At 55.8% G+C, this 24,285-nt stretch carries 21 protein-coding genes; 1 reads left to right on the top strand and 20 read right to left on the bottom strand.

Translation table 11 applies throughout. The annotated features are described in order from the left end of the window. Positions 1–26: 26 nt before the first annotated feature. The 16 genes from ACI0CA_RS06860 to galE all read right to left on the bottom strand — a co-directional run bounded on the left by ACI0CA_RS06860 (position 27) and on the right by galE (position 18,592). A complete protein-coding gene (locus tag ACI0CA_RS06860; RefSeq protein WP_395590585.1) occupies positions 27–965 on the bottom strand; it encodes a DivIVA domain-containing protein in 939 nt (312 codons plus the stop codon). Between the two features lie 13 nt (positions 966–978). After that, entirely contained in the window at positions 979–1,725 is a 747-nt protein-coding gene (locus ACI0CA_RS06855) for a YlmH/Sll1252 family protein (RefSeq protein WP_308448209.1), read from the bottom strand. Between the two features lies 1 nt (position 1,726). Next, positions 1,727–2,188, bottom strand: a complete 462-nt coding sequence (locus ACI0CA_RS06850; RefSeq protein ID WP_308448208.1) for a cell division protein SepF — start codon at positions 2,186–2,188, stop codon at positions 1,727–1,729. 35 nt (positions 2,189–2,223) lie between these two features. After that, positions 2,224–2,955, bottom strand: coding sequence for a YggS family pyridoxal phosphate-dependent enzyme (locus tag ACI0CA_RS06845; RefSeq protein ID WP_308448207.1), 732 nt, complete (start codon positions 2,953–2,955; stop codon positions 2,224–2,226). Next, positions 2,936–4,246 carry an HlyD family efflux transporter periplasmic adaptor subunit gene (locus tag ACI0CA_RS06840; protein WP_308448206.1) on the bottom strand — a complete coding sequence of 437 codons (1,311 nt, stop codon included), beginning with the start codon at positions 4,244–4,246 and terminating at the stop codon, positions 2,936–2,938. Before ACI0CA_RS06840 ends, ACI0CA_RS06845 begins: the two co-directional genes overlap by 20 nt. A gap of 14 nt (positions 4,247–4,260) precedes the next feature. Continuing rightward, positions 4,261–5,220: a tRNA (adenosine(37)-N6)-dimethylallyltransferase MiaA gene (gene miaA / locus ACI0CA_RS06835; RefSeq protein ID WP_308448205.1), complete on the bottom strand. Its 960-nt coding sequence runs from the start codon at positions 5,218–5,220 to the stop codon at positions 4,261–4,263. Between the two features lie 70 nt (positions 5,221–5,290). Beyond that, positions 5,291–7,351: a DNA mismatch repair endonuclease MutL gene (gene mutL, locus ACI0CA_RS06830; RefSeq protein ID WP_308448204.1), complete on the bottom strand. Its 2,061-nt coding sequence runs from the start codon at positions 7,349–7,351 to the stop codon at positions 5,291–5,293. Between the two features lie 27 nt (positions 7,352–7,378). Further along, positions 7,379–9,997: a DNA mismatch repair protein MutS gene (gene mutS / locus ACI0CA_RS06825; RefSeq protein ID WP_446806389.1), complete on the bottom strand. Its 2,619-nt coding sequence runs from the start codon at positions 9,995–9,997 to the stop codon at positions 7,379–7,381. Between the two features lie 223 nt (positions 9,998–10,220). Then, positions 10,221–10,631 carry a YlbF family regulator gene (locus tag ACI0CA_RS06820; RefSeq protein ID WP_308448202.1) on the bottom strand — a complete coding sequence of 137 codons (411 nt, stop codon included), beginning with the start codon at positions 10,629–10,631 and terminating at the stop codon, positions 10,221–10,223. A 73-nt stretch (positions 10,632–10,704) separates the two neighbouring features. Then, positions 10,705–12,123, bottom strand: coding sequence for a tRNA (N6-isopentenyl adenosine(37)-C2)-methylthiotransferase MiaB (miaB, locus tag ACI0CA_RS06815; protein WP_308448201.1), 1,419 nt, complete (start codon positions 12,121–12,123; stop codon positions 10,705–10,707). Positions 12,124–12,317: 194 nt separating this feature from the next. Beyond that, positions 12,318–13,556 (bottom strand): galactokinase, encoded by a 1,239-nt coding sequence (locus tag ACI0CA_RS06810; protein WP_419488505.1) that lies wholly within the window; start codon positions 13,554–13,556, stop codon positions 12,318–12,320. A gap of 18 nt (positions 13,557–13,574) precedes the next feature. Continuing rightward, positions 13,575–14,246 (bottom strand): hypothetical protein, encoded by a 672-nt coding sequence (locus ACI0CA_RS06805; protein ID WP_446806390.1) that lies wholly within the window; start codon positions 14,244–14,246, stop codon positions 13,575–13,577. Continuing rightward, positions 14,246–16,255, bottom strand: coding sequence for an NAD-dependent DNA ligase LigA (gene ligA / locus ACI0CA_RS06800; protein ID WP_446806391.1), 2,010 nt, complete (start codon positions 16,253–16,255; stop codon positions 14,246–14,248). The genes ACI0CA_RS06805 and ligA overlap by 1 nt, the downstream gene beginning before the upstream one ends. A 92-nt stretch (positions 16,256–16,347) precedes the next feature. Next, positions 16,348–16,941, bottom strand: coding sequence for a sporulation protein YunB (locus ACI0CA_RS06795; protein WP_308448197.1), 594 nt, complete (start codon positions 16,939–16,941; stop codon positions 16,348–16,350). A 59-nt stretch (positions 16,942–17,000) separates the two neighbouring features. After that, on the bottom strand, positions 17,001–17,573 hold the full coding sequence (locus tag ACI0CA_RS06790; RefSeq protein WP_446806392.1) for a Maf family protein: 573 nt from the start codon (positions 17,571–17,573) through the stop codon (positions 17,001–17,003). Then, on the bottom strand, positions 17,573–18,592 hold the full coding sequence (gene galE, locus ACI0CA_RS06785) for a UDP-glucose 4-epimerase GalE (RefSeq protein ID WP_176821290.1): 1,020 nt from the start codon (positions 18,590–18,592) through the stop codon (positions 17,573–17,575). Before galE ends, ACI0CA_RS06790 begins: the two co-directional genes overlap by 1 nt. A 181-nt stretch (positions 18,593–18,773) precedes the next feature. Between galE and ACI0CA_RS06780 the strand changes: the two genes are divergently transcribed. Beyond that, complete coding sequence (locus ACI0CA_RS06780) at positions 18,774–19,205, top strand: putative ABC transporter permease (protein ID WP_417077021.1); 432 nt, start codon at positions 18,774–18,776, stop codon at positions 19,203–19,205. Here ACI0CA_RS06780 and ACI0CA_RS06775 read toward each other — a convergent pair. Genes ACI0CA_RS06775 through ACI0CA_RS06760 form a run of 4 tightly spaced genes read right to left on the bottom strand, consistent with a single transcriptional unit; the run spans position 19,192 to position 24,272 of the window. Further along, on the bottom strand, positions 19,192–20,205 hold the full coding sequence (locus tag ACI0CA_RS06775; protein ID WP_446806393.1) for a sugar-transfer associated ATP-grasp domain-containing protein: 1,014 nt from the start codon (positions 20,203–20,205) through the stop codon (positions 19,192–19,194). The genes ACI0CA_RS06780 and ACI0CA_RS06775 overlap by 14 nt on opposite strands. A gap of 13 nt (positions 20,206–20,218) precedes the next feature. Then, positions 20,219–20,440: a DUF3006 domain-containing protein gene (locus ACI0CA_RS06770; RefSeq protein ID WP_308448194.1), complete on the bottom strand. Its 222-nt coding sequence runs from the start codon at positions 20,438–20,440 to the stop codon at positions 20,219–20,221. A gap of 42 nt (positions 20,441–20,482) precedes the next feature. Then, positions 20,483–21,385 carry a ComEC/Rec2 family competence protein gene (locus ACI0CA_RS06765; protein ID WP_446806394.1) on the bottom strand — a complete coding sequence of 301 codons (903 nt, stop codon included), beginning with the start codon at positions 21,383–21,385 and terminating at the stop codon, positions 20,483–20,485. After that, positions 21,378–24,272 carry a DNA translocase FtsK gene (locus ACI0CA_RS06760; RefSeq protein WP_417114897.1) on the bottom strand — a complete coding sequence of 965 codons (2,895 nt, stop codon included), beginning with the start codon at positions 24,270–24,272 and terminating at the stop codon, positions 21,378–21,380. Before ACI0CA_RS06760 ends, ACI0CA_RS06765 begins: the two co-directional genes overlap by 8 nt. Between the last annotated feature and the right edge of the window lie 13 nt (positions 24,273–24,285).

Genomic DNA, 24,285 nt, shown 5'->3' with positions numbered 1-24,285 from the left:
TATTGATCCGTGCCTTTCTGCTGGTTTTATCTTCTCTTAAATTTACCCTTTTTCTTGTCGCCTTCGTCTTCAACGCCGAACTCCAGCGTGCTGAAAAGGGCATCCTTTTCTTTCTGCAAAGATTCCGGGATGTCGGCGTAAGCGTTCAGATCAAGACCGATGCCGCTGAACTGCTCCTTAATATAAGAGTCCTTGTCGTAAACAGGCTGCGGCTGTACCGGCGCCGGTGCGGGGATCGGCTCCGGGACAGGTGCGGGAGCGGGCTTCGGCTCTGCGGGGGCCGGTGCGGGTTCCTCTTCGACCTGCTGTGCTGCAGGCACCGGGATCTCTTCTTCCGGCTCCTCAATCACTTCGGGCTCGGTGTATACCGGCGTCGGTTCCTCGGCGGGCGCTTTTTCCTCCTGCTCTTCCTCCGGCAGGTCAAACGTCGGAATCTTCTCAATCACGGCAAGGTGTTCTTTATAGATGCCGTAGAGCGATGCGCGGAAGTTTGTCACCTCGCGCTTCATGTTCTCCAGCTCTTTCTCTTTTGCGGCGATCTGCTTTTCATAGGACTTCACAAGCGTTTCGGAGCGGCCCTTCGCATCTTTTACAAGAGCGTCTGCCTTCGCGTTTGCGTCGTTCACAATCTTCTCGGCCTTCGCCTTTGCCTCACGGATGGAAGCATTGCCAAGGCGCTGTGCGCTGAGAATGGCGTCCTTAATACCGTCTTCCTCTGCACGGTAAGACTCAATTTTTGCAGCCAAAATAGAAAGCTTCTCCTGCAGTTCGGCGTTTTTCGCCTGTAACTGCTGCACAGCGGCGGAATCATCCGTCTTGCGCGTTTTAATCTCTGCGTTTTCCTTTGTGAGCGCCGTTACGGTCTCCAAAACTTCATCAATAAACTGATCGACATCATCAGAATTGTAACCGGAAAAATTTGATTTTCTGAAGCTGACTTCATTGATGTCTTTAATCGATAACATGTGTGTAAGCCTCCTATATGTATTTTCTGCATTTCACAGATAAACGGCCCTTTTTCGTGACCGGGCCGAGCATATCAACAATAAATCGCCCGCAGCGGCGTATGGAGATGATGTCTCCTTCATTTACACGGTGCGAAACGGAATCCGTCTCCCTATGGTTGACGGAAACCAAACCCGCGTGCACCATCTGCGCGGCTTTTTCCCTGCCGGTGCCCGCCAAAAAGGCAACCAAGCAGTCTAAGCGTTCCGAAGCGACCACGCCGCCCATCGGCTGAAAGCTGTGCGCCTGCGGCAGCGGATCTGTAAAGCCCTTTGTAATCTGCACCCCCACCCGACCGATCTTATCGATCTGCGAAAGAAAGTGCGGCGCAAGCTCTGTTTTCACAAACAGCACGGCGCGCCCTTCTTCGGCCAGAATATCGCCGAGCGATGCACGCACCACGCCCTGTGCCAGAAATGAGCCCATAAAATCGCGGTGTGAAAGCGCATCCTGCCGGCGAAACTTCACCGTGAGCCCCGTCACCGGGAACTCCTCATCTAAGGGTTCCATGTAGTCAGGAAACACGCCCAAAACCGTTCGCTCCGCTTCGGGAAAGCCACCGAAAAATCGGTAATTTTCCGCATGTGCACGGCGCAAATATTCTTCTGCGTACGCGCGCTCGGAAAGATCCAAAAAGCCCAAGAACGCCGGCCTTTTTTCGCCAAGGCGCAGGCAATCCTCTATTTTCGCTTCAAAAAGCTTGTCTTCCTGTGCGGCCATATCAGAACGTTACGCCGTTCTGTGCAAGATCATCGCGAATCTCCGCACCGCTCAGGCTCACGCCCGCAGGCGTGAAAATATAAGTCTTCGCGGCGATGGGTCTCACCTCGCCGTGGTTCGCGTAAGAAGCGCCGCTGAGGAACGCCAGAATATAGCGCGCCTCGCTCGCGTTCGTCTCTTCAAAATTCACAACAACCGTATGGCCCTGGTTGATCTCATCCGCAATGCTATTTGTGTCGTCACGGAAAGAGTTCGGCTTAAACACAACCACCTGTGCGCCTGCGCGTGCGTGGTTAATGTTCACAACGCGGTTCGAGCTTGAAGAGGAGAACGAACGGCGTGCGGAAGGCTGCTCCTCGCGGCTGTCTGCCGTGGGCTCCGTGGCCTCGTCCTCGTAGTATTCATCATACTCGTCGTCGGGCGGGTTCCACATTTTCTGAAGCTTCTCTACAATGCCTGCCATATATTATACCTCCATTTTCTGCATAACAGGGTCGGTCAGCGCGTGTAGTCGCGCGGGCCGAAAAGCGAAGAGCCGATGCGCACCATAGTGGCGCCGCACTCGATGGCCTCCGCGTAATCGGAAGACATACCCATCGAAAGGCAATTCATAAATACATTATCTATTTTTTTGGCGCGGATGTCAATAAAAGATTGATGCATTTGGGAAAAATAATTGCATAGCGCGGATTTTTCCGCACAAATTGGTGGAATTGCCATCAATCCGTTTACCTGAATGCCCGGCAGCACGGCAATTTCTTCCAATAACTCGGGCAGCGCAGCTTTTTCGATGCCGCCCTTGCTTTCTTCCCCGCCGATATTCACTTCAATGAGCACCGGCATTTTGCGGCCTATTTTCTCCGCAAGGCGGGAAATTTCCTTTGCAAGCTTTACGGAATCCACCGACTGGATGCAGTCGACCTTATCGATGATATATTTCACCTTGTTCGTCTGCAAGCGCCCGATGATCTGGCCGGAAACGCCCTTGTCCCAATCGATCTTTTCATATTTGTCCATGAATTCCTGCACGCGGTTTTCGCCGATGAAGCGCAGGCCGCAGCCGATGGCGTGGTTGATGACCTCCGCCGGCACGGTCTTCGTCGCCGCAAGAAACGTGATGTCCTCGGGCTTTCTGCCGGAGCGCACCGCTGCCTCCGCAATGCGGTTCGTGATGACCTTATAGTTTTCCTCTACGTCCCTAAAACGCTCCTCAAAGCATTTTTCCGTCATAAAGATCCGTCCCTTCCACAATGACTTCATCGTAAAGCTGTATCGTTCTCGAGGTGACGAGCTGTTCTTTTTCCGAGGAGGAAAGGTTCAGCTTGCACACGGCATAGCCGTCGATCGTCGCATCGGAGAATACCTGTACAAAGCGCACGCGGCTGCCGGACTTGATGTAAACACCCTTCACGTTCTGTTCCACATGCTCCGTCACATTGCCGTCCGTGTCCGTATCCGTCACGGTCACATCCGCAAAGTGGATGGCCTTTTCGTTCACGAGCACACCGGCATACGACTGTAAATCGATGCGCAGCGGCTCCTTGCGCGCGGCGGCAAGGTCTGTGTTCATGTAAGAGCACTTCAAAATGGCCACTGCGTCCCCGCTCGCTTCGTCCCTATTGATCTTCACGACCTCGGCCGGGATTGTCTCCGCCGTCGCAAACGGCATCTCCACCTTCACATTCGTCGTGCGGTCAAGCCGCACAAGGTCGTTTTCATCGATGATGCACGCAATGTACCAGTTGAATTCCTTTGCCACCTTGCCGATGACCGTGCTGTCCGCATTGCTGCCCGCTTCGCCTTCCTCCAGCGCACGCACATCGCTTACGGTCAGCTGCTCCACATCGTCGATGTCCACCGCGTTTTCGTAGCCGTCCACCGTATGGATAAAATAACCGGAAGCCGGCGACGTTACCGTGCCGGTGCTTGAAGAGGTCGTCGTCTCCAGCGTTGCACGTTCCGATTTCAAATTCTCAATGTGCGCCACATAGCTCGCGGAATCCTCCGCGCCCGTCACGATCTGCTTTTGGCCCATCAAGAGGTACAGGTCGTTTTTATCGTTCGAGATCGACGAAAACGCACCGGATTTCAAATCGGAAAGCAGCCCTGTGACCGTTTTATTGATCTGGCTGCCGATGTTCTTCGGGTTCGAGGACGCGACCTCTGTGGGGTTCTCCAGCACGGCTAGCCGCGTAAGCTCCTCGTCGATGCGCAGCATGCGGTTGTGTGCGGCGGCGTCCTCTTCCGCGGGGTACAGCTCTGCTACCGTGCCGCCGAACGCCGTTTTCTCTCCGTCGTCGAGCGTGTAGTTCAAAACGCCGTCGTACCGCGAGTACACAAGCTCCTCATTGCGGATAATAAAGCCCGTGGTGTCGATGGATGCGGAAAGGTCAGCGTACATGGCCGTTTCCGTTTTAAATCCGGTGTATTGGCTTCTGTAAATCTGGTAGCCTACATATATCAAAAGCAAAATCGCCACGGCGATCGAACTGATTTTACGAAATAATGTGTTGCTTCCCATAGCGGGGCTTCCTTTCAGTCTTCAAAATGCGCGCGGGCTATGTCCTCTGCCGCGCTTATCAGGTCTGCCGGGGCATCAAAATCATCCGCAAAAAGCCACACGGCATCTTCCTCCCGGCGGAACCACGTCAATTGGCGCTTGGCATAGCGCCGTGTTTCCCTTTTTATATTTTCCTTTGCTTCGTCTAAGGAGCACTGCCCCTCAAAATACGGGAACAGCTCCTTGTAGCCGATGGCCTGCACGGAGGTCTGCCCCGGCGTGCCATACCGCTTAAAATAATCCTCGGCTTCTTTTAATAGGCCGTCTGCAAACATCTGCTCCACGCGCAGGTTGATACGCCCGTAAAGCGTCTCGCGGTCTCTGAAAGACAGCACCAACATTTTCCCGTCATACGGCGATTCCACCGCTTTCGAGTCCTTCGCCTGCTTCGAGAACGGCTCGCCCGTCACCATGCAGTATTCAAGTGCGCGGATGACCCTACGCATATTATTCGGATGGATACCCTCGGCCCCCTCGGGGTCAAGCTCTTTTAGCCGCGCATAAAGCGGTTCAATGCCGTCTGCCGCAAATTCCGCTTCCAAATTACCGCGGATTTCATCGTCACGGCTGTTTTCCGTAAACGGCACCGCCTTTAAAAGCGAGCGCGCATATAAGCCCGTGCCACCGACAAGCAACACGTTTTTGCCACGCGCACGTATGTCTTCGATCACCTTTCCTGCAAGCGCCACATAGTCGCTCACGCTGAACGGCTCCGCAGGATCCTGAAAACCCATCAGGTGGTGCGGCACACCCTGCATCTCGTCCGCGGTCGGCTTTGCCGTGCCGATCTCCATGCCCCTATAAATCTGCATCGAGTCACACGAAACCACCTCCGCATGGAGCTTTTTCGCAAGCGTTACGGAAAGCGAGGTCTTGCCGGAGGCCGTCGGCCCGCACACCGCGAATACCTTGATTTTCTCTTGTACTTCCGTCATTCCGGCGCCCCCTTTTTGTTTACATAACTTTATAATAACACAACTTTCATCCGTGTTTGTGAGCAAACCGTTAAACTCTGCCGAATTCTTTTTCCAGCGTTCGCTTTTTCAGCATCACGTAGATCGGCCTGCCGTGCGGGCAGTAGCGCACATCGGGGTTCGCTTCCAGCTCTTCCGCAAGTGCAATGAGCTCCTCTTTTTTCGAGGCGTTCCCACCCTTAATGGCTGCGCGGCACGCAATGTTGTGGTACAGCCAGTCCATGTGCTCCGTCGTCGCGTCGGTCTTGTTTTCTTCAAGGTATCCCGCCATTTCGAGCACGGAGTCCTTGATGTCCGCACCGTTCAAATTAAGCGGCGCGCTGCGCACCAAAACGGTACCGCTGCCGAAATCCTCCACGTCAAAGCCCGCCTGCTCAAAAACACTCAAATTCTGCAAAACCGCCGTGTACTCGTTTTTGTCCATCGTCACCGTCACGGGCACAAGCAGCGTCTGCGCCATAGCAGCTTCTTCGCGCCGTTTGAGCTTTTCGTACAGCAGTCGCTCATGCGCGGCATGCTTGTCAATAAACATCAGCGTCTGCGCGTCGTATTCAAGGATGATATACGTGTCAAACACCTCGCCGATCACCTTATGCGCCATGCGGGGTAAATCCCGCTCCGTCTCCGGCACAATGCATGTTTCCGGCTGTGCGTTGCTTTCCGGATTTTCCTGCACCGCTTCCGTCTGCACGGGTGTTTCCTCCCACGCCGGCGGCACGGGCTCCGTCTCGGGCGGCTGCGGTAAGGGCGGTTCTTCCGTTATCACTTCCGGCTTTGTCATCGGCTGCGGCTCCGCCTCCAAAACGCGCTCGATCGACGTACGAATACTTTCAAGCTGCGGCTTTTCCTCCCGCTCTGCGCTGTCCGAAAACGTATGCGGCATCGGCGGCATATCAACGGGCGGCTCATACGGCGCTTCCGCCTCTTTTTTGCTCGTGTTGATAACGGGCGCAGACTTCACGACCGACGCAGGCATCGGCTTCACCGTCTCCGTTTTCGGCGGCGGATTCAGCACCATTTGCTGCGGCTTTACGACCACATCCGGCTTATACGGGTCAACGGGCCGCCTTGCGTGCTGCGCAAGGTCAACGGACTTCATATCGCGGCTCGCCGTCACGGCGGATTTCACCCCGTGGTACACCGCATCAAACACCGGACGCTCGTTCACAAAGCGCACCTCCAGCTTCGCCGGATGCACGTTCACGTCGACGACCGACGACGGCAGCTCGATGTGCAGCACGCACGCCGGGAATTTACCCACCATAATCGCGCCCTTGTACGCTTCCTCCAGCGCCACACACGCCGTGCGGCTGCGCACAAAACGCCCGTTGATGAAGAAATTCTGCATGCTGCGGTTCGGTCGGCTCGCAATCGGCGACGAGATATACCCGTGCACGCGAATGCCGCCCAAGGTATAATCCACCGGCAGCAAAGCGCCGGAAAACTCCTTGCCGAACACCGCATAGATTGCCGAGTTCAGCTTGCCGTCGCCCGGCGTGTGCAGCACTTCCTTGCCCTCGCGAATGAGGCGGAACGAGATTTCCGGATGCGAAAGCGCAATTTTGTCCATCAGCCCCGCCACGGAGTTGCCCTCTGCGGTGTCTTTCTTCAGAAACTTCATACGCGCCGGCACGTTAAAAAACAGGTCGCGCGCCGTAATGGTCGTGCCAAGTGGGCAGCCCGCGTCTTCGATCTCCACGTCGCTGCCGCCCTCGGAGGAATAGTGCGTGCCGATTGAACTGTCCGCCGTGCGCGTGATGAGGTCAACGCGCGACACAGCCGAAATGGACGCCAGCGCCTCACCGCGGAAGCCGAGCGTCAAAATCGCGTCTAAGTCGTCCTTTTCGCGCACCTTGCTCGTTGCATGGCGCAGAAATGCCGTCGCCACGTCCTCGCGCGCAATGCCGCAGCCATTGTCCGTCACACGGATATACGTCACGCCGCCGCGGCGAATTTCCACCGTGACAATCGACGCGCCGGAGTCAATGGAGTTTTCCACAAGCTCCTTAATGACGGAAGACGGGCGCTCCACCACCTCACCGGCAGCGATCAGCTCCGCGACCTGCTTTTCCAAAACGTGAATTTTCGGCATTTTCTGCACCTTCCTTTCGCGTTAAATTTATTTCAGCATATTTGCAAGTTCAAACAAAATGTTCATGGATTCGATCGGCGTCAGCGTGTTGACGTCCAGGCTTTTCAGGCGGTTTAAAACCTCCGTGTCCTTTGTCAGCATCGTCAGCTGTATCGGCTCCTCCTGCTGCACTTTCACGGCGTTTTTCGGTTTTTTCACCATCTCGCCGCTTTCAAGGCTCTTTAATACCTCTTTCGCACGCCGCACCACCTTGTCCGGCACGCCCGCGAGCTTCGCGACCTCAATACCGAAGCTGTCGTCCGCGCCGCCGCGCACGATACGCCGCAGGAACGTGATGTCGTCCCCACGCTTTTTCACCGCAATACTGAAGTTCTGCACACCGGGCAAAAGGTCTTCCAGCTCCGTCAGCTCGTGGTAATGCGTCGCAAACAGCGTCTTCGCACCGCACAGCTTTTTGTCGTGTACGTATTCGATGACCGCCCGCGCAATGCTCATGCCGTCAAACGTCGAGGTGCCGCGGCCGATCTCATCTAAAATCAGCAAGCTGTCCTTCGTGGCGCTCTTCAAAATTTCCGCCACCTCGGCCATTTCCACCATGAACGTGGACTGCCCCGCCGCAAGGTCGTCAGAAGCGCCCACGCGCGTGTAGATGCCGTCCACAATGCCGATCTCCGCAGCGGAGGCCGGCACAAAGCAGCCGATCTGCGCCATGATGACAATGACCGCCACCTGCCGCATATATGTAGATTTACCCGCCATGTTCGGGCCCGTAATGATAGACACACGGTTCTGATTCGGGTCCATCTCAAGGTCATTCGGCACAAACGGCGCGCTGCCCGTCAGCAGCGCCTCCACCACCGGGTGCCGGCTGTCCTTTAAATACAGCCTGCCGTTCGCCGTAATGGTCGGGCGCGTGTAGTCGTTCCGCACAGATACCGCCGCAAACGATGCCAAAACATCCAGCTCCGCAATCGCCTTCGCCGTCTCCTGCACGCGGGTCAGCTGCCCCGCAATCGTCCTGCGCACTTCTTCAAACAGCTTGCCCTCAAGTGCAATAGAACGGTCGTGCGCACCTAAGATGCGGTTTTCAAGCTCCTTTAATTCCTGCGTGATGTACCGCTCGCCGTTTGCAAGCGTCTGCTTGCGCACGTAGTGCTCCGGCGTCTTGTCCTTAAACGCGTTCGAAACTTCAAGGTAATACCCGAACACGCGGTTATACCCCACGCGCAGTTTCGGAATGCCCGTCGCTTCGCGCTCGCGCGCCTCCAGCTCGGCGATGAGCTGCTTGCCGTTCGTCATGTCACTTTTCACTTCGTCAAGCTCCGCGTTGAAGCCCTCACGGATAATGCCGCCCTCACGGATCGTGTGCGGCGGCTCCTCCACAACGGCGCGGTCAATGAGCTCGCAAATATCGGAGAGCACATCCATGCGGCTGTCGATGTCGCGCAGCATCGTCGCTTTAAACGTCGCAGAAAGCGCTTTCAGCTGCGGCAAGCGCGTCAGCGCCGACCACAGCGCACGCAGGTCTTTGCCGTTTACAGAGCCGTACACCACGCGCGTCATAATGCGCTCCAGGTCAAAAATGCCCGTCAGCGCCTCGGTCACATCGTCTAAAAGCGGGCGGTTCTCAAACAGCTCCTCCACCGCGTTTTGCCGCAGCGTAATGCCCGCCGGGCTCAAAAGCGGCTGCTCGAGCCATGTGCGGATAAGCCGCTTGCCCATCGCCGTTTTGGTCTTGTCAAGCACCCACAAAAGCGAGCCGCGGCGCTCCTTGCTGCGCATCGTCTCGAGTAATTCAAGGTTTCGGCGCGTGTTTAAATCAAGCCGCATCGTCTTCGCCTGCGAATATATGCGAATTTCCTCCATGCGCTCCAAACCCGTGATTTGCGTGCGGCTGAGATACTCGAGCAAAGCGCTCAGCGCCGCCGTGATCTCCGGGAAATTCAAAACGTCGGAGCGTTCCAAAACCTCGGGGTGAAACTGCGCCTTCACCGTTTCTTCCGCATGCAGCGGTTCGTAAACCGCAAAATCCATGCACTCGAGTGACGCCGAAAGCTTATCGGAAATGAATTTCGCCACGTCCGTCAAATCGGTAAATTCCGGATTGATGAGGATTTCGCGCGGCGTAAATCGCGACAGCGCGTCGATAACCGCGCGGGAGAGCGACTCACCCTTCTCCGCCGTCAGCGTCGTCGCCTCCAGCTCGCCCGTTGAAATATCCGCAAAGCAGATGCCCACCTTATCACCCTGATAATACGCGGAAGCGATGTAGTTGTTCTTCGCCTCGTCGAGCATGCTGCTTTCCATAACGGTGCCGGGCGTGATGACGCGGATAACGCTGCGCTTTACGATGCCCTTTGCAAGCGCCGGGTCTTCCATCTGCTCGCAGATGGCAACCTTGTAGCCCTTTGCCACAAGCCGCGCGATATACGTCTCCGCGCTGTGGAACGGCACGCCGCACATCGGCGCGCGCTCCTCCTGGCCGCAGTCACGGCCTGTCAGCGTCAGCTCCAGCTCACGCGACGCGATTTTCGCATCGTTAAAGAACATCTCGTAAAAGTCCCCAAGGCGAAAGAAAAGGAGCGTGTTCGGGTACTTTTCCTTCACTTCAAAGTACTGTTTCATCATCGGGGAATAATCAGCCATGCCCGGCCTCCATATCGTTAAGATTCAGTCAACAAGTGAATTACTGCCAAAGGCAGATTTTTGTAAAGTAGGTGCGCGAGATGCGCCGTCAGATTTTTCGTCATGAGCGTATATGCCTTGCGTAGTAAATTCCGCAGGCAGGCCGGCGCCTGTCAAGGACTTTACGACCGGTATGGCGGAAAAGATGCAAGCAGATCACGTGCAAACTTTGCAAAATTCTGCCTTAGTGGCAGCCACCGCCGCAGGTCGCACAGCTGCCGGTGCAGCCGCAGGCATCGGGATCGCAGCCATCCGGGTCCTGACCCTCCGCGCACATGGAAAGCACACCCGTCACGCGCTGCATCAGCGCATCAAACTCGTTCTTTGCCGCCTGATACGCCGCCATATGCTCGTTCTGCATCACTCTGCCGTAAATCTCGCGCAGTTCTTTGTTGTACTGCTCGATAAGTTCCTCGCTGCGGTCTTCCTTCGCCGCCTCGTTGTTGATGGCCATGCGCTTTAAGTTGAATTCGCCGATGGCGTTCTGCAAAGCTTCGTCCTCGTTGCACTGCTGCTCCGCAACGCTCATGTTGATGTAGGTCTGGTCCTGCTGCAAAGCGCGGCCGAGTTCTCTTGTCAGTTTCATGATATCCATAGTAATAGCTCCTTAAAATAAATTATAAATTTTATTGTATTTTGAAAAAGCAATGGGTCAAAACCCGTTTTGCTTAGTCTACACATTCGCCGCGCAAAATCCAGTTGCGCGCTTCGGTCACTTTTACATTTTTGAATTCGCCGATCCATTCGTCTTCGCCGGGGAATTCCACAATGATGCTGCTTGCGGTGCGACCGCTGAGCAAACCGTTTTTCTCGTTGCGCTCTTCAATGAGCACACGCTCCGTGCTGCCCACCATGGAAGCGCAGCGCTTTGCGGCAATCTCCTCCTGTGTCTTCAAAAGCTCCGAGAACCACTGCGTTTTCTCCTTGTACGTGACAGGGTCTTCCATTTCGGCGGCTCTCGTGCCGGGGCGCGGCGAGAAAATAAACGTAAAGAGCGACGTGAACTCCATCTCGCGGATGAGGCTCAGCGTCTCGCAGAACTCCTCATACGTCTCGCCCGGAAAGCCGACGATAATGTCGGAGGTCAGCGACAGATCGGGCATTTTCTCTTTCGCATAGCGGATGAGGTCAAGGTATTTTTCGCGGTCGTAGTGGCGGTTCATCGCCTTTAACACACGGCTGCTGCCGGACTGGCACGGCAGGTGGATGTAGTGGCAGATGTGCCGGCTCTCCGCAATCGTGTCGAACAGCTCGTGCGTCGCGTCCTTCGGGTGCGAGGTCATAAAGCGCAAACGGTAGTCGCCGTCAATCGCGTCAATGCGGCGCAGAAGCTCCGAAAAATTCACTTTCTCCGGCAAGCCCTTGCCGTAGGAATTCACATTCTGTCCAAGCAGCGTAATTTCTTTGTAGCCCTGCTCAATGAGTTCGCGGCACTCGGCGACGATGGCATCCGGGTGGCGGCTCTTTTCCCGGCCGCGCACATACGGCACAATGCAGTACGAGCAGAAATTGTCGCAGCCGTACATCACGGTCACCCACGCGCGTGTGTTGCCGTCGCGGCGCACCGGCAGACCTTCAATGATCTCTTTCGATTCATGCCCGCGCAAAAAAACGCGCTTCGAGTCGGTCACGGCGGTGTACATCATCTCCGGCAGTCGGTGGATGACGTGTGTGCCGAACACAATGTTCACAAACGGGAACGACACCTTAATGCGCTCCGCCACGCGCTCCTGTTCCATCATGCAGCCGCATACGGCAATGAGCAGCGACGGGTTGCGGCGTTTCACGTTTTTCAGCGCGCCGATGTTGCCGAACACGCGGTCTTCGGCGTGCTCGCGAATGGCGCAGGTGTTGAACAGAATAAAATCGGCTTCATCTTCATATTCAGTGAATTCAAAGCCCATTTCAGAGAGCATACCCTTCATGCGTTCGCCGTCCGCCACATTCTGCTGGCAGCCATACGTGCGCACAAGCGCCTTCGGCGTGCCGTGCATCGCGCGCACCTGCATGATCGCCGCAACGTCCGCCGTGTATAGCTTCTGCTTTTGCAGCTCGTCTGCCGTAACGGTGATTTCTTTATCCTTCAAAAAACATTCTCCTTTATCGCACGCAGACAAGCTGTCTGCGGTAAGCTGTCATAATGATACAGAGTATACTATATCACAAATCGGCATGATTCGCAAGGCGAAATCCACCGTTTCCCAATATTTACAATTTCGCAACACGTATTTCCCGCAATACGCAAAAACGGCGGCTCTAAAAACCAAAGCCGCCGTTAAACTTATTCGATTGTCACTTTCGTGCCGCCCGCGCTGCGCACGGAGAGCACATAGCAGCTCTTTTCGCCAAACACGCTCTGCATCTCTGTCTTGAACGCGTCCAGCATATCGAGCGGCACATACGCCTGCACCGTGCCGGCAAAGCCGCCGCCGTGCACGCGATATGCGCCCTTGCCATCGAGGATCTTCGCAATAAGTGCCAACGCGAGGGACAAGCCCTGCTCCTGCGGATTCACAACTGCGAACACATTCTGCAAATTCATCGCCGAGGAATAACCCGAGGCGATCACGCACTGCTTAAACGTCTCAAAGTCACCCGCTTTCAGCGCTGCCACTTCCTTATCCACCACGCGGTTGTCGTCGAAGAAGTGAATCGCACGCAAAATCGCGCGGTCGCCGACTTCTTTTCTGAGCTCGGGAATTTTCTTATAAAACTCCTCCTCGCTTACCTCGCGCAGCACTTCGCCGCCAAGCGCCTTCGCAACGCGCTTCATCTCCGCCGGAATGGCTGCGTATTCGCCGGTCAGGTCGGCATGGTTTCCGCCCGTATCGACGACGCACAGCGCATAGCCGTAACGGTCAAGGTCAAAATCGATCTTCTCAATCTTCGGCGCGGAAAGGTCTTTAAAGTCCATCGTCGTAAAGCCGCCCACACTCGCCGCCATCTGGTCGAGTAAGCCGGAGGGCTTGCCGAAGTACACGTTTTCGGCAAATTTTGAGATCTGTGCCGCCTCCACGGGGTCGATCGCGTCGTTATTATACAGGTGGCTTAAAATCGTCACCACAAGCACCTCAAACGCCGCGGAGCTTGAAAGGCCGGAGCCCTTTAAAACTCTTGAGGTCGTCACCGCGTCAAAGCCGCCCACTTCATAGCCGAGCGCCTTTAAGCGTGCGCACACGCCGCGGATGAGCGACGCCGAGCGCTCCTTTTCCGCTTCCTGCACGTTAAGGTCTGCCGTATCGACCGTGTCCATCGGGAACCCGACGGATTTCAGGCGGATCACGCCGTTCTCGGTCTTCTTCACCGCCGCAATAACGTCCAGATTCACAGCCGCCGCCAGCACCTTGCCGTTGTTGTGGTCGGTGTGGTTGCCGCCCACCTCGGTTCTGCCCGGCGCACTGAAATATGAAAGCGCATTAGCATCCCCGAACTCCTCCGCAAAGTAAGCGGAAAGCTCCTCATAACGCTTCTGCTGCTCGGTCGCTTCCGCGCCGTACAGTGTTTTTAAATCGATGACCATGTTGAAAAACCTCCCGGTTTATTTTTTGAGCATCTGTGTAAATTTTAATTTATGTACTTTAGATTCGATAAACGGGCGGAACCTTTCCAACGTTTCCTTTTCCATGTCTTCTTTTCTGAATACCATGGATTTGCCGTTATCAAAATACATGATGTAGTGCTGTCTGCTCTCGCCCACGTCGATCATGTGCTTGTAATCGACCTTGATGCGGTTGCCGTTTTTCATGTTGATGACGCTGTTCGTCATGAAAATAAGCGTCGTCTCCGTCAGGTGCATCACGGCAGGATTATTGTTGCGAATTTTAGAAAGCCAGCGCGTGCAGCGAATGACAATAATCAGCGTAATCGCCACATACATGATAAGCAGCAATAAAATGAAATTGCCCACGTAAAAATGCCCCGCGTTGAACGCAAAGAGGAACGAGAACACGAGCGGCACGATGATAAACGCCGGGATAAGCCACTTAAAGCGCCCAAGCGTAGAGTAATAAATGAATGCCTTGTAGTCGTCCTCGCCGATCTGGCTCGTCACGCGGAATTCTTCTTTTTCCGGCGCTTTCTTTTCTTCCGCCTTCTTCTCCTTGTCCTTCGGCGTTTCCTTTCCCGTCAGCTCGCGGATATAGCGGTCAATGTCCTCATCGGTCTCCACGGCTTTTTCAAGCGCTTCGTCCGTTTTTCTTTCTTCTGCCATTATGCTTCGTTCCTTTCCGTGTTGTCCTCACCGTTTAAAAGCGTCAAAAGCTCCGCTTCCGTCAATACGGGGATGCCCAGCGTCTGCGCCTTCATAAGCTTGCTGCCGGCTTCTTCGCCCGCCACAACATAGCTCGTCTTTTTCGAGACCGAGCCGCTCACCTTGCCGCCCGCCTTTTCAATCAACGCTGCGGCCTCCGTGCGCTTCAAATTCGGCAGCGTACCCGTCAGCACAAACGTCTTGCCGAGGAATTTCGTGTCCGTCGTGACCGCTTCCGCCGTCATGTTCACACCCGCCGCTTTTAGCCGGTCAATGAGCTCTATCGCCGAGTGCCTTCTGAAAAATGCGTAGACCTCCTGCGCCATAATGCCGCCAAAGCCGTCTATCGCCGCAATCTGCTCCTCGTCCGCCGCAATCAAAGCATCCATATTTCCGAACGCGCCCGCAAGCAGCTTTGCCGCCTTCGCGCCGATGTGCGGAATGCCGAGCGCAAACAGCAGCTTTGATAAATCGTTTTCTTTCGATTTTTGGATCGCCGCAACAAGGTTTTCCGCGCTCTTTTTGCCGAAACGATCAAGCGTTTCAAGCTCCTGCGCCGTAATGTCGTATAAATCAGCCGGCGAGTGCACCTGAAGCGCTGCGCTCAGCTGCTCCAGCGCCGCCGGTCCCAATCCGTCAATGTCCATCGCGTCGCGCGACGCAAAATGAATGAGGTTGCGCATCAGCTGTGCCGGGCACTGCGGATTCGTGCAGCGCGCTGCCGCTTCCCCCTCCACACGCGTGATAACTTCCCCGCACGAGGGGCACGTTTCCGGCAAACGGTACGGCGCGGTATCCTCCGGGTTCGAGACCACGGAAACGACCTCCGGGATGATCTCGCCCGCCTTTCGGATAATGACGCGCGAGCCGATGCGGATATCCTTTTCCGTGATGAAATCCTGGTTGTGCAGCGTCGCGCGGCTGACCGTCGTACCGGCTAAGAACACCGGCTCAAACACGCCGGTCGGCGTCAAAACACCCGTGCGCCCTACAGCAACTTCTATGTCAAGGAGCGTCGTCTCTTTTTCCTCCGGCGGGTACTTGTACGCCTCCGCCCAGCGCGGGAACTTCGCCGTGCTTCCGAGTGCCTCGCGCTGAGAGAAGCTGTCCACTTTTACAACAGCGCCGTCAATCGGGTACGAGAACGTGCCGCGCTCGTTGCCGATCTCGCGGATTTTCTCGATTACCGTCTCTATGTCGCCCGTGCGGCAATAAAGCGGCGACACCGTAAAGCCAAGCTCGTGCAAACGCTTCAATGCGTCCGCGTGCGTCGTGACGGTCTCACCCTCGATGACCTGAATGTTAAAAACAAAAATATCCAGCGTGCGCTGCGCCGTAATCTTCGGGTCTTTCTGTCGAAGCGACCCCGCCGCCGCGTTGCGCGGGTTTTTAAACGGCTTTTCTTCCAAAAGCTCCTGCCGCTCGCACAGCCGCAAAAAGCTTTCGTCCGACATATATACCTCGCCGCGCACCTCCAAAAACGGCAGCGGCTCTTTGAGCGTCTTCGGTACGGATTTGATCGTACCGATATTCAACGTCACGTCTTCGCCCGTAATGCCGTCGCCGCGCGTAGAGCCGCGCGTGTATACGCCGTTCACGTATTCCAACGCCACGGAAAGGCCGTCGAATTTCGGCTCTACCACATACACCGGGTCGTCCACAACGGCGCGCACGCGGCGGTCAAAGTCGCGCAGTTCGTCTTCGGAAAACGAGTCGTGCAGGCTCTCCATCGGCACGGTGTGCGTCACTTCCGCAAATGTGTTGTACCCCGCTGCGCCCACGCGGTTCGTCGGCGAGTCCTCCGTTTTCAGCTCCGGGAATGCCGCTTCCAGATTTTCCAAGCGGCGGTACAGCATGTCGTACGCATAGTCGCTGATTTCCGGCGCGTCCTCTGTGTAGTATTTTTTATTGTGGTACTCGATCTGTTCCCGCAGCGCGTCAATCTGCTGCCGGGCCTGTTCGTGCGTCATAAGTTAAAACTCCGTGTCATTTCAAGATATTTCGATACTTGTTAGTATCTTACCACAAAGCGCGCAAAAATCCAACGGTTATTCACAATTTTTTATCCTGCGCGCACCACGCCGTACTGCGGCACGTCGCCCGCAAGCACCGCTTCATACACGGGGTATGCTGCCGTCACCGTCACAGGCTCCGCCCCGTCTCGCTCCGCCGTGAACAGCACCGCTTCAATATGCAGCACCGTTCGGTACGCCGTGCGGTTGATGCCCGCGCCCGTCAAGACGCTTTCAAACCGCACCGAAACCGCACTTTCCACCGAAAACCGCACGGGTATCTTCATCCCGCGCCCGTTCAAAAGCATCAGCCCCGTTAAATTTCCGAGCGGCACAAACGCCTTTGCCGTGCCGTTCAAGCTTTTCCGCAAAGCATCCGTCAGCTCCGCTTCCAGTACGCCGAGCGCATATGTAGAAAGCGCCGTCTCTGCCCCGTCCTTTTCGCAGACGGTCTGCGGCAGATACTCCGGCACCGTTTTCGCGATGCACCCTTGCGCGTGCGCCGTCAGTGCTGCCGTGCGCAGCTCCGCTTTCATCGCGGGCAGTCGCAGCTCGGCAAACACAAAAGCGAAAACGAGCAGCAAAAACGCCAACACGCGCCGTTTACGTCCGCGTTTATACCGTCTTCGGCGATACCGGTACATAAATCATCAGTCCTTTCCGATACGCCAGTATACGCCGAAAAGGACTGATCGTGCCTGTCTCATATTTTGTCTGCCTTTAAAAGCTTTTTCGCTTCCTGCATCACGTGCGCCGCAGGCAGACCGAAAATGTTGTTGTAGTCGCCCTCAATACTCTCTACAAACAGCGCCGCCGGGCCCTGAATGCCGTAGCCGCCGGCCTTGCCCATCGGCTCGCCGCTCTGCACGTAAGCCGCGATTTCGCTTTCTGTCAGGGGATAGAACTTTACCTTCGTCTCCTGACTGAACGAAACGCGCTCGCCGTGATACGCCATGCACACGCCGGTAAACACCGTGTGCACATGCCCGGAAAGCAGGTGCATGAAACGGTTTGCATCCGTTAAGTCTTTCGGTTTGCCGAGAATTTCGCCGTCGATGTACACCACCGTGTCCGCCGCGATTACAAAATCGCCACTTTCGCACTTCGGCAAAACCGCTTCCAGTTTGCGGCGGGAAAGCTCCTTTACAAGCGCATCCGGCGCCTTCGGCCCGTTCGATTCATCGGCATTCGAGACGATCACCGTAAACTCGATGCCCGCGCGCTCCAGAATCTCCTTGCGGTTCACGGAGGACGAGGCTAAAACGAAGCGTGCCATCAGCCGTTGTAGCCGTTCGGGTTCTGCGTCTGCCAGCGCCAGGAGTCCGCGCACATGTCGTCCAGCGTCTTCTGCGCCTTCCAGCCGAGCTCCTCATACGCCTTCGTGCAGTCTGCGTAGCACTCCGGGATGTCGCCCGCGCGGCGCGGCTTGATCTCATACGGAATCTTGTGGCCGACGCACTTTTCAAACGCGTGCACAATGTCAAGCACAGAGTAACCCACACCGGTGCCGAGGTTGTAGATCTTCACGCCGCAGTGCGGATCGTCGAATTTCTTGAGCGCCGCCACATGGCCCTCTGCAAGGTCGACGACATGAATGTAATCGCGCACGCCGGTGCCGTCCTTCGTCGGGTAGTCGTCGCCGAAAACGCCGAGGCAGCGCAGCTTGCCCACCGCCACCTGCGTGATGTACGGCACAAGGTTGTTCGGGATGCCGTTCGGGTCTTCGCCGATGGTGCCGCTCTTGTGCGCGCCCACCGGGTTGAAGTAGCGCAGGATGATCGGGTTAAAATCCGGGTTTGCGTGCGCGTAGTCCTTCAAGATGCGCTCAATCATCAGCTTTGTCGTGCCGTAGGGGTTCGTCGTCGAAAGCGGGAAATCCTCGCGGATCGGCACGGAAGCCGGGTTGCCGTACACCGTCGCCGAGGAGCTGAACACAAAGTTGTTCACCTTAAACTCCGCCATCACCTTCAAAAGGCTCAAAGTCGAAATGAGGTTGTTTTCATAGTAACGCAACGGAATCTGCACGGATTCGCCGACTGCCTTCAGGCCTGCAAAATGGATAACGGCAAAAATCTCGTCCTCCGCAAAGATCTTGCGCAGCGCGTCTTCGTCGCACACGTCCGCTTCAAAGAACTTCACTTTTTTGCCGCTCAAATTTTCAATGCGGTCTACCACCAGCGCCTTGCTGTTTACAAGGTTATCCACGATCGTCACATCGTAGCCCTTTTCAAGAAGAGAAATGCAGGTGTGGCTGCCAATGTAGCCTGTGCCGCCCGTAACCAAAATTCTTTTCATAAGAAACCGACCTTTCTGTCTTTCTGTCTGTACTGATTATACACAGTTTCCGCCGCTTTGTACAGTAGCATGCGTATCTTTTTTGATGCTTATTTATTTCGATTTTGTTGCTTCTTTTGCAATAGGCGTACAAAAAGCGGGCATACTGAAAAAGAAAGTCATGAAAAAGGAGTCGTTTTCCATGAACCGTACCGTCCGCAAAAACAGTCTGTTGTTCCTCGCCGGCAGCGGCCTTTATCCCCTTTTGGAAGTGCTGTGGCGCGGCTATTCCCACGCCTCCATGGCACTTGCCGGCGGCGTTTGTCTGCTGCTCATCAACGCCGTATGCTGCGAAAAAATGAAAAGAAGAAGCCTTCCGGCGCGCTGCGCCATAGGCTCCCTCATCATAACCGTTGTGGAATTTTTATTCGGCTTGCTCGTAAACCGCGTGCTTCATCTGCATGTGTGGGATTACTCCGCCCTGCCGCTCAACATCATGGGCCAGATCTGTCTGCCGTTTTCGCTCATCTGGTTCGTTTTAACGATCCCCGCAAGCGCCCTGTGCAAGCTCTGCTGCCGCCTTTCCGCCTTCCCGAAAGAGGCAAAATCCGCCTCGGTCATCACAGACCCTTGATATATTTTTGGAACACCGGCAAAATGCCAATCTTATCCGGTGCCTGCAACGGCATCTGCGGGAACGCGTCATGACCCGGCATGTTGTTCGCTTCAATAAAGAGCGGGCCGTCTTTTGTGATCGCTACATCCCAGCCGATGTAGCCCATCTGCGGCACCTTATGTGCCGCTTCACGGCAAATGTCCATCACCTTGTCCCAGTACGGAATCTGGTAGCCCTTGAGCAAGCACCCCGAACGCGGGTGGCGCTCATAGACGATGCGCTGCTTGTCGCACGCCGCGCACGCGATTTTGCCGGTCTCGAGGTCGATCGGCGAATACATGCCGCCGGCATTGATGTTATCCACCGGTCGGTCGCTGTTGCCCATGCGGATACACGCGTACACCACGTTCGACACACCGTCGGAAAGCACCGTGTACACGCGGATGGTGTTGACGGATCCGGGGTTGATGCGGTTCATATCCGGGTGCTGAATGACGACCTCTTCGATCACGTCCGCGCCCTTTTTCTTTAAGTCCTCGTACATGGCGTTGAGCGTTGCGTAGTCGGCCTTTTTCAGCTTTTCCACACCCACGCCGCAGGAAGCGTCATCCGGCTTGCAGATGATCTCGTCTTTGTCCTGCATAAAGTCCAAAAACTGCTCTTTTGTGCACTTGGAAAAATGCAGCCACTCGCGGTGCAAATATTCCGCAAACGTCGTGTAAAACTCGCTTTTATTATCAAAAATATGGTAATACGCGGGGTCGTTGAGGCTTTTTACAATGGAGTTATTGATGCCGCGTGTCACATACGTCGCACGCTGCTTGTCACTCAGGTCATAAAACGCGCATAAAAGGTAATCCTTGTAGCCCGCACCGTACTTAAAGCCGCACTTGATGATGTCAAAAAACAGCCAAATACGGTTTTTACCGCTCACCTCATGCACCGTTTTCACCGTATCGAACAGCGATTTATAATCCATGTGCAGAATGCAGTGAAAAATATATTTCAGTCTTCCCATAAGCCGCCCCTTCTTACAGCCCCATCAGCTTTTTCTGCTTCTCTAAAATGCGTGCGCGGCGGCGCTCGGTCTCCTCCACGTCGATGGAAAGCGCACCGTCATCGGTAATCTTCAGCACGTCGCCGGCCTTTGCACCCTGCGGCAGCTCGCTCGTTTCAATGGCGAAAAACGCCTTGTCCTTGTCTTCGCAGATCGCGTAAATACCGTCAAATCGGTCGATGGTGATTTGTTTCATATCATCTGTTCCTTTCCGTAATACCTTTTATATAACAGCGGGTTATTTCCCGTTTTCCGTGTAAATTTTCGTTTCAGCGCTGTCCGTCAAAATCGCAATACCGCCGTTTTCGTCCGTGCGGAAAATTTCAATGCCGTGGTCGGCGAGCCGTTTCAGCGTCTCGTTTCGCGGCAGCAAATTTCTGTCTTCGCCCGAGGAGATTACCGCATACTGCGGCTGCACAGCTTCAAGCAATGCATCGCTTGTCGCCGAAGCGCTGCCGTGGTGCGGCACCTTCAAAACATCCGCCCGCAGCGTGTCGCCATACATATCCAGCAGCAGTCTTTCCGCTTTCTCCTCAATATCACCGCAGAATAGCACGGAAAATTTCTTGTAGCAAAGCTTATACACAAGCGAATTCTCATTCGTGCTCTCTAAATCTTCTGAAGGCGCGAGCACCCGAAATTCCGCCTCGCCGTAAGAGACCGTCTCCCCGGCGCTTACCGTTCGCACGGTTTGATCTTCCGGCAGCCCGGTCAGCTCCGTGTACATGGAGGTGACCACCTCCTCTGCGGGCACCTCCCGCAAAATTTGCGTCAGCCCGCCCACGTGGTCGCTGTCCGCGTGCGAGATCCACACGGCGCGCAGCTTTTGAATGTTTCGCTGTTTTAAAACACGCAGCACGGTTTTCGCCTGCTCCGCTGTCGCGCAGTCCGAAAGCACTGCGCCCTCCGGCGTTTCGATTAAGATCGCATCCGCCTTGCCCACGTCGATGACATAAACCGTCAAATCGGCATCGGGCAAGCTCTGTACAAACGGCAGCAGGCCGCATGCGCGGCGGAGCTCCGTCCACATCGCCCGTCCGGGCGGCGTGTAACAGAACGCCAAAAGAAGCAAAACAAGTACCAACGCGCCTGTGCGCACAAGCTTTCTGCCGTCCCGTGCACCGCGCTTTGTGTTACGCATCACCGGGGGTATCCTGCTTTTGCATGTTCATTTCCAGCCACTGCGCATAGGTGATGAGTACTTGGCGCGGCTTCGAGCCCTCGTGCGGACCCACAATACCCATCTGTTCCATCTCATCGATGAGGCGGCCCGCGCGGGCGTAGCCGAGACGCAGTCTGCGCTGCAAAAGCGACGTGGAGGCCTGGCCCGCTTCAACAACGCACTTAATGGCTTCGTTCATCATCGGGTCACCGCTGCCCTCATCGTCATTGCTGCCGCTGTCGCTCGATTTTGAGCCCTCCACAGCGCTGCGCTCAATCTCCTGCGCAATGGAGTCGTCGTAAATAACGCTTCTCGAATTCTTCACGAAATCCACGACGGATTCGATCTCGCTGTCGCTGACAAAGCAACCCTGAATACGCAGCGGCTTCTGCGCGCCGACCGGCGAGAACAGCATATCGCCCTGACCGAGCAGCTTTTCCGCACCGCCGCTGTCCAAAATGGTGCGGGAGTCAATGGCAGAGGACACCGCAAACGCGATACGACTCGGGATGTTCGCCTTGATGAGGCCCGTCACAACGTCCACGGACGGGCGCTGCGTTGCGACTACAAGGTGCATACCGGCGGCACGCGCCATCTGCGCCAAGCGGCAGATCGCGTCTTCCACCTCGTTCGGCGCGGCCATCATCAGGTCGGAAAGCTCGTCGATAATGATGACGATCTGCGGCATTTTGTGCATGGGCTGTCCGTTTTCGTCCTGATAATTGTTCGCCTGCGCGAGGGCGTTGTAGCCCTTTAAGTCACGCACGTTGTTTTCGGCAAAAATTTTGTAGCGCTTCAGCATTTCCGTAACGGCCCAGTTCAGCGCACCGGCCGCCTTTCGCGGGTCGGTGACGACCGGCACCAATAGGTGTGGAATGCCGTTATAAATGCCGAGCTCCACGACCTTTGGGTCAATCATCAAAAAGCGCACATCGTCCGGGCCGGATTTATACAGCAGGCTCACGATAAGCGAGTTGATACACACGGATTTACCGGAGCCGGTCGTACCGGCAATGAGGATATGCGGCATTTTGCTGAGGTCTGCCACCGTTACCTGACCGGCAATGTCGCGGCCAAGCGCCACGGTCAAGTGGCTTTTTGAGGTCACAAAGCTGTTCGATTCCACAAGCTCGCGCATGCGTACGATGGTCTTCACCTTGTTCGGCACCTCAATGCCGACGGCCGCCTTGCCCGGGATCGGCGCCTCAATGCGCACGCCCGTTGCGGCAAGGTTCATTGCAAGGTCATCGGCGAGGTTCGTGATCTTGCTGATTTTCACGCCGGCGGCAGGCTGCAATTCATAGCGCGTAACAGCCGGGCCGCGGCAAATATCGAGAATTTTGGTCTGCACACCGAAGCTTTTCAGTGTTTCCACAAGCAGCTTGCCGTTTGTCTGGAGCTCTTCGGTCTCCACGGCGGCATCTACTTTTTTGCCGGAAGCGAGCATCGTAACCGGTGGAAAGATATATGAGCTGTCTTCCTCCTTCGGTGCAGATTGCGCAGGCTGGGTCTCCATGCGTTCTGCTTCCAGCTTCTTTTTCATGAATTCTTCCGTCGCCTTCTGTGCGTCCGCGGCGGCTTCCGCGCTGTGCGCGGGCGTCACCGGGGACGACCCCGGCGCGAGGATTGTCGGTGCGGCCGGCTGCGGCGCAGGCTGTGCATACGCACTCTGCTGCACAGGTGCAGACTCCGGCTTTGCCGTCTGCATAACGGGCGGCATAATCACCGGCGCTTCCACTGTTTCGCGTTCCACCGGCACGTGGGTCTCCGGCGTTTCAGCGGGCTGCGGCGCGGGGCGCACTTCCGCCTGCACCGGCGGCGTATAGGTCGGCTGCACATTTTGCGCAGGCTGTGCTTCACGCTCTAAGCCGGGCACGCGGAAATCCGGCACACGGCGATTTTCGTCGATCAATGCGTTGATCTGTGCAGAGCTTTCGGTGTAATCGTGCAGCACTACGGGGTCGTTATCCGGCTCCGTGCGGCGCACACCGAAAAGCTGCTCCAAATACACACGCGGCGTCTTTCCTTTGTTTTTCGATTCCATTTTACCATCCTCCGGGACAGAGCGCACCGGATGCTGCGGCAAAACCGTTTCAAACGGCGATTCCTCCGCATTACCGCGCTCCTCTTCCAGAATGCGGCGCTCTTCCTTGCGCTGCCGCGCGACGTCGCGAATGACGACCGCCGGCTTTGCAATTTTTTTAAAAAAGCTCGCGAGCGACGTGCCCGTAAAGATGAGCACGGAGACGAACAGCAGCACGCCCGTGATGATGCGTGCGCCAAGCACTTCCGCGCACTTGACGAGCAGCTCGCCGACAAGGCCGCCGACAAGACCGGCCCCGCCCTGCTCTACGCCATGCATATATAAGATGCCGACCAGCTTAAAAAAACTCTTTTCCTTCGGGAAAAAGCTGCCAAACACATGCCCCGCCGTGCAAAACAGCACGACAATCACGACCATGAGCGCCAAGCGCCCGCCGCGCAGCATGGTGGTCTGCTCCATCGTTTTGCTGACGGCGATATACCCCATCAGCACCGCAAGCAGAATAGCCCAGCCGCCGAACACGCCGCGCAGCACGTTGTGCACCATAAGCCACACGCTGCCTCCCGGAATGAGTACAAAGCACGCCGTTAAAATAGCCGCACCGAACCAGAGGATAGCTTCTGTCTGGTTGCGCTGGCGCAGCTGCTCTACGCTGGACGCGCTCTGTTTTGAAGACGTGCTCTTCCCTTTTGCGGAAGACGCACGCGATTTTGTATTGGACTTAGAACCCGAGCTCCGGGTGTTTTTGGCAGCCGATGACTTCGCACCGCTTCTTGCTTTGGAAGCACTGCCCTTTGCTGTACTTTGTTTTTTACCCGCCAAAATAAACCTCCGG

The organism is Hominenteromicrobium mulieris (genome assembly GCF_046197855.1).
GTDB classification, from domain to species: Bacteria; Bacillota; Clostridia; order Oscillospirales; family Acutalibacteraceae; genus Hominenteromicrobium; species Hominenteromicrobium mulieris.
This window is presented reverse-complemented; position numbering and strand designations above follow the sequence as displayed.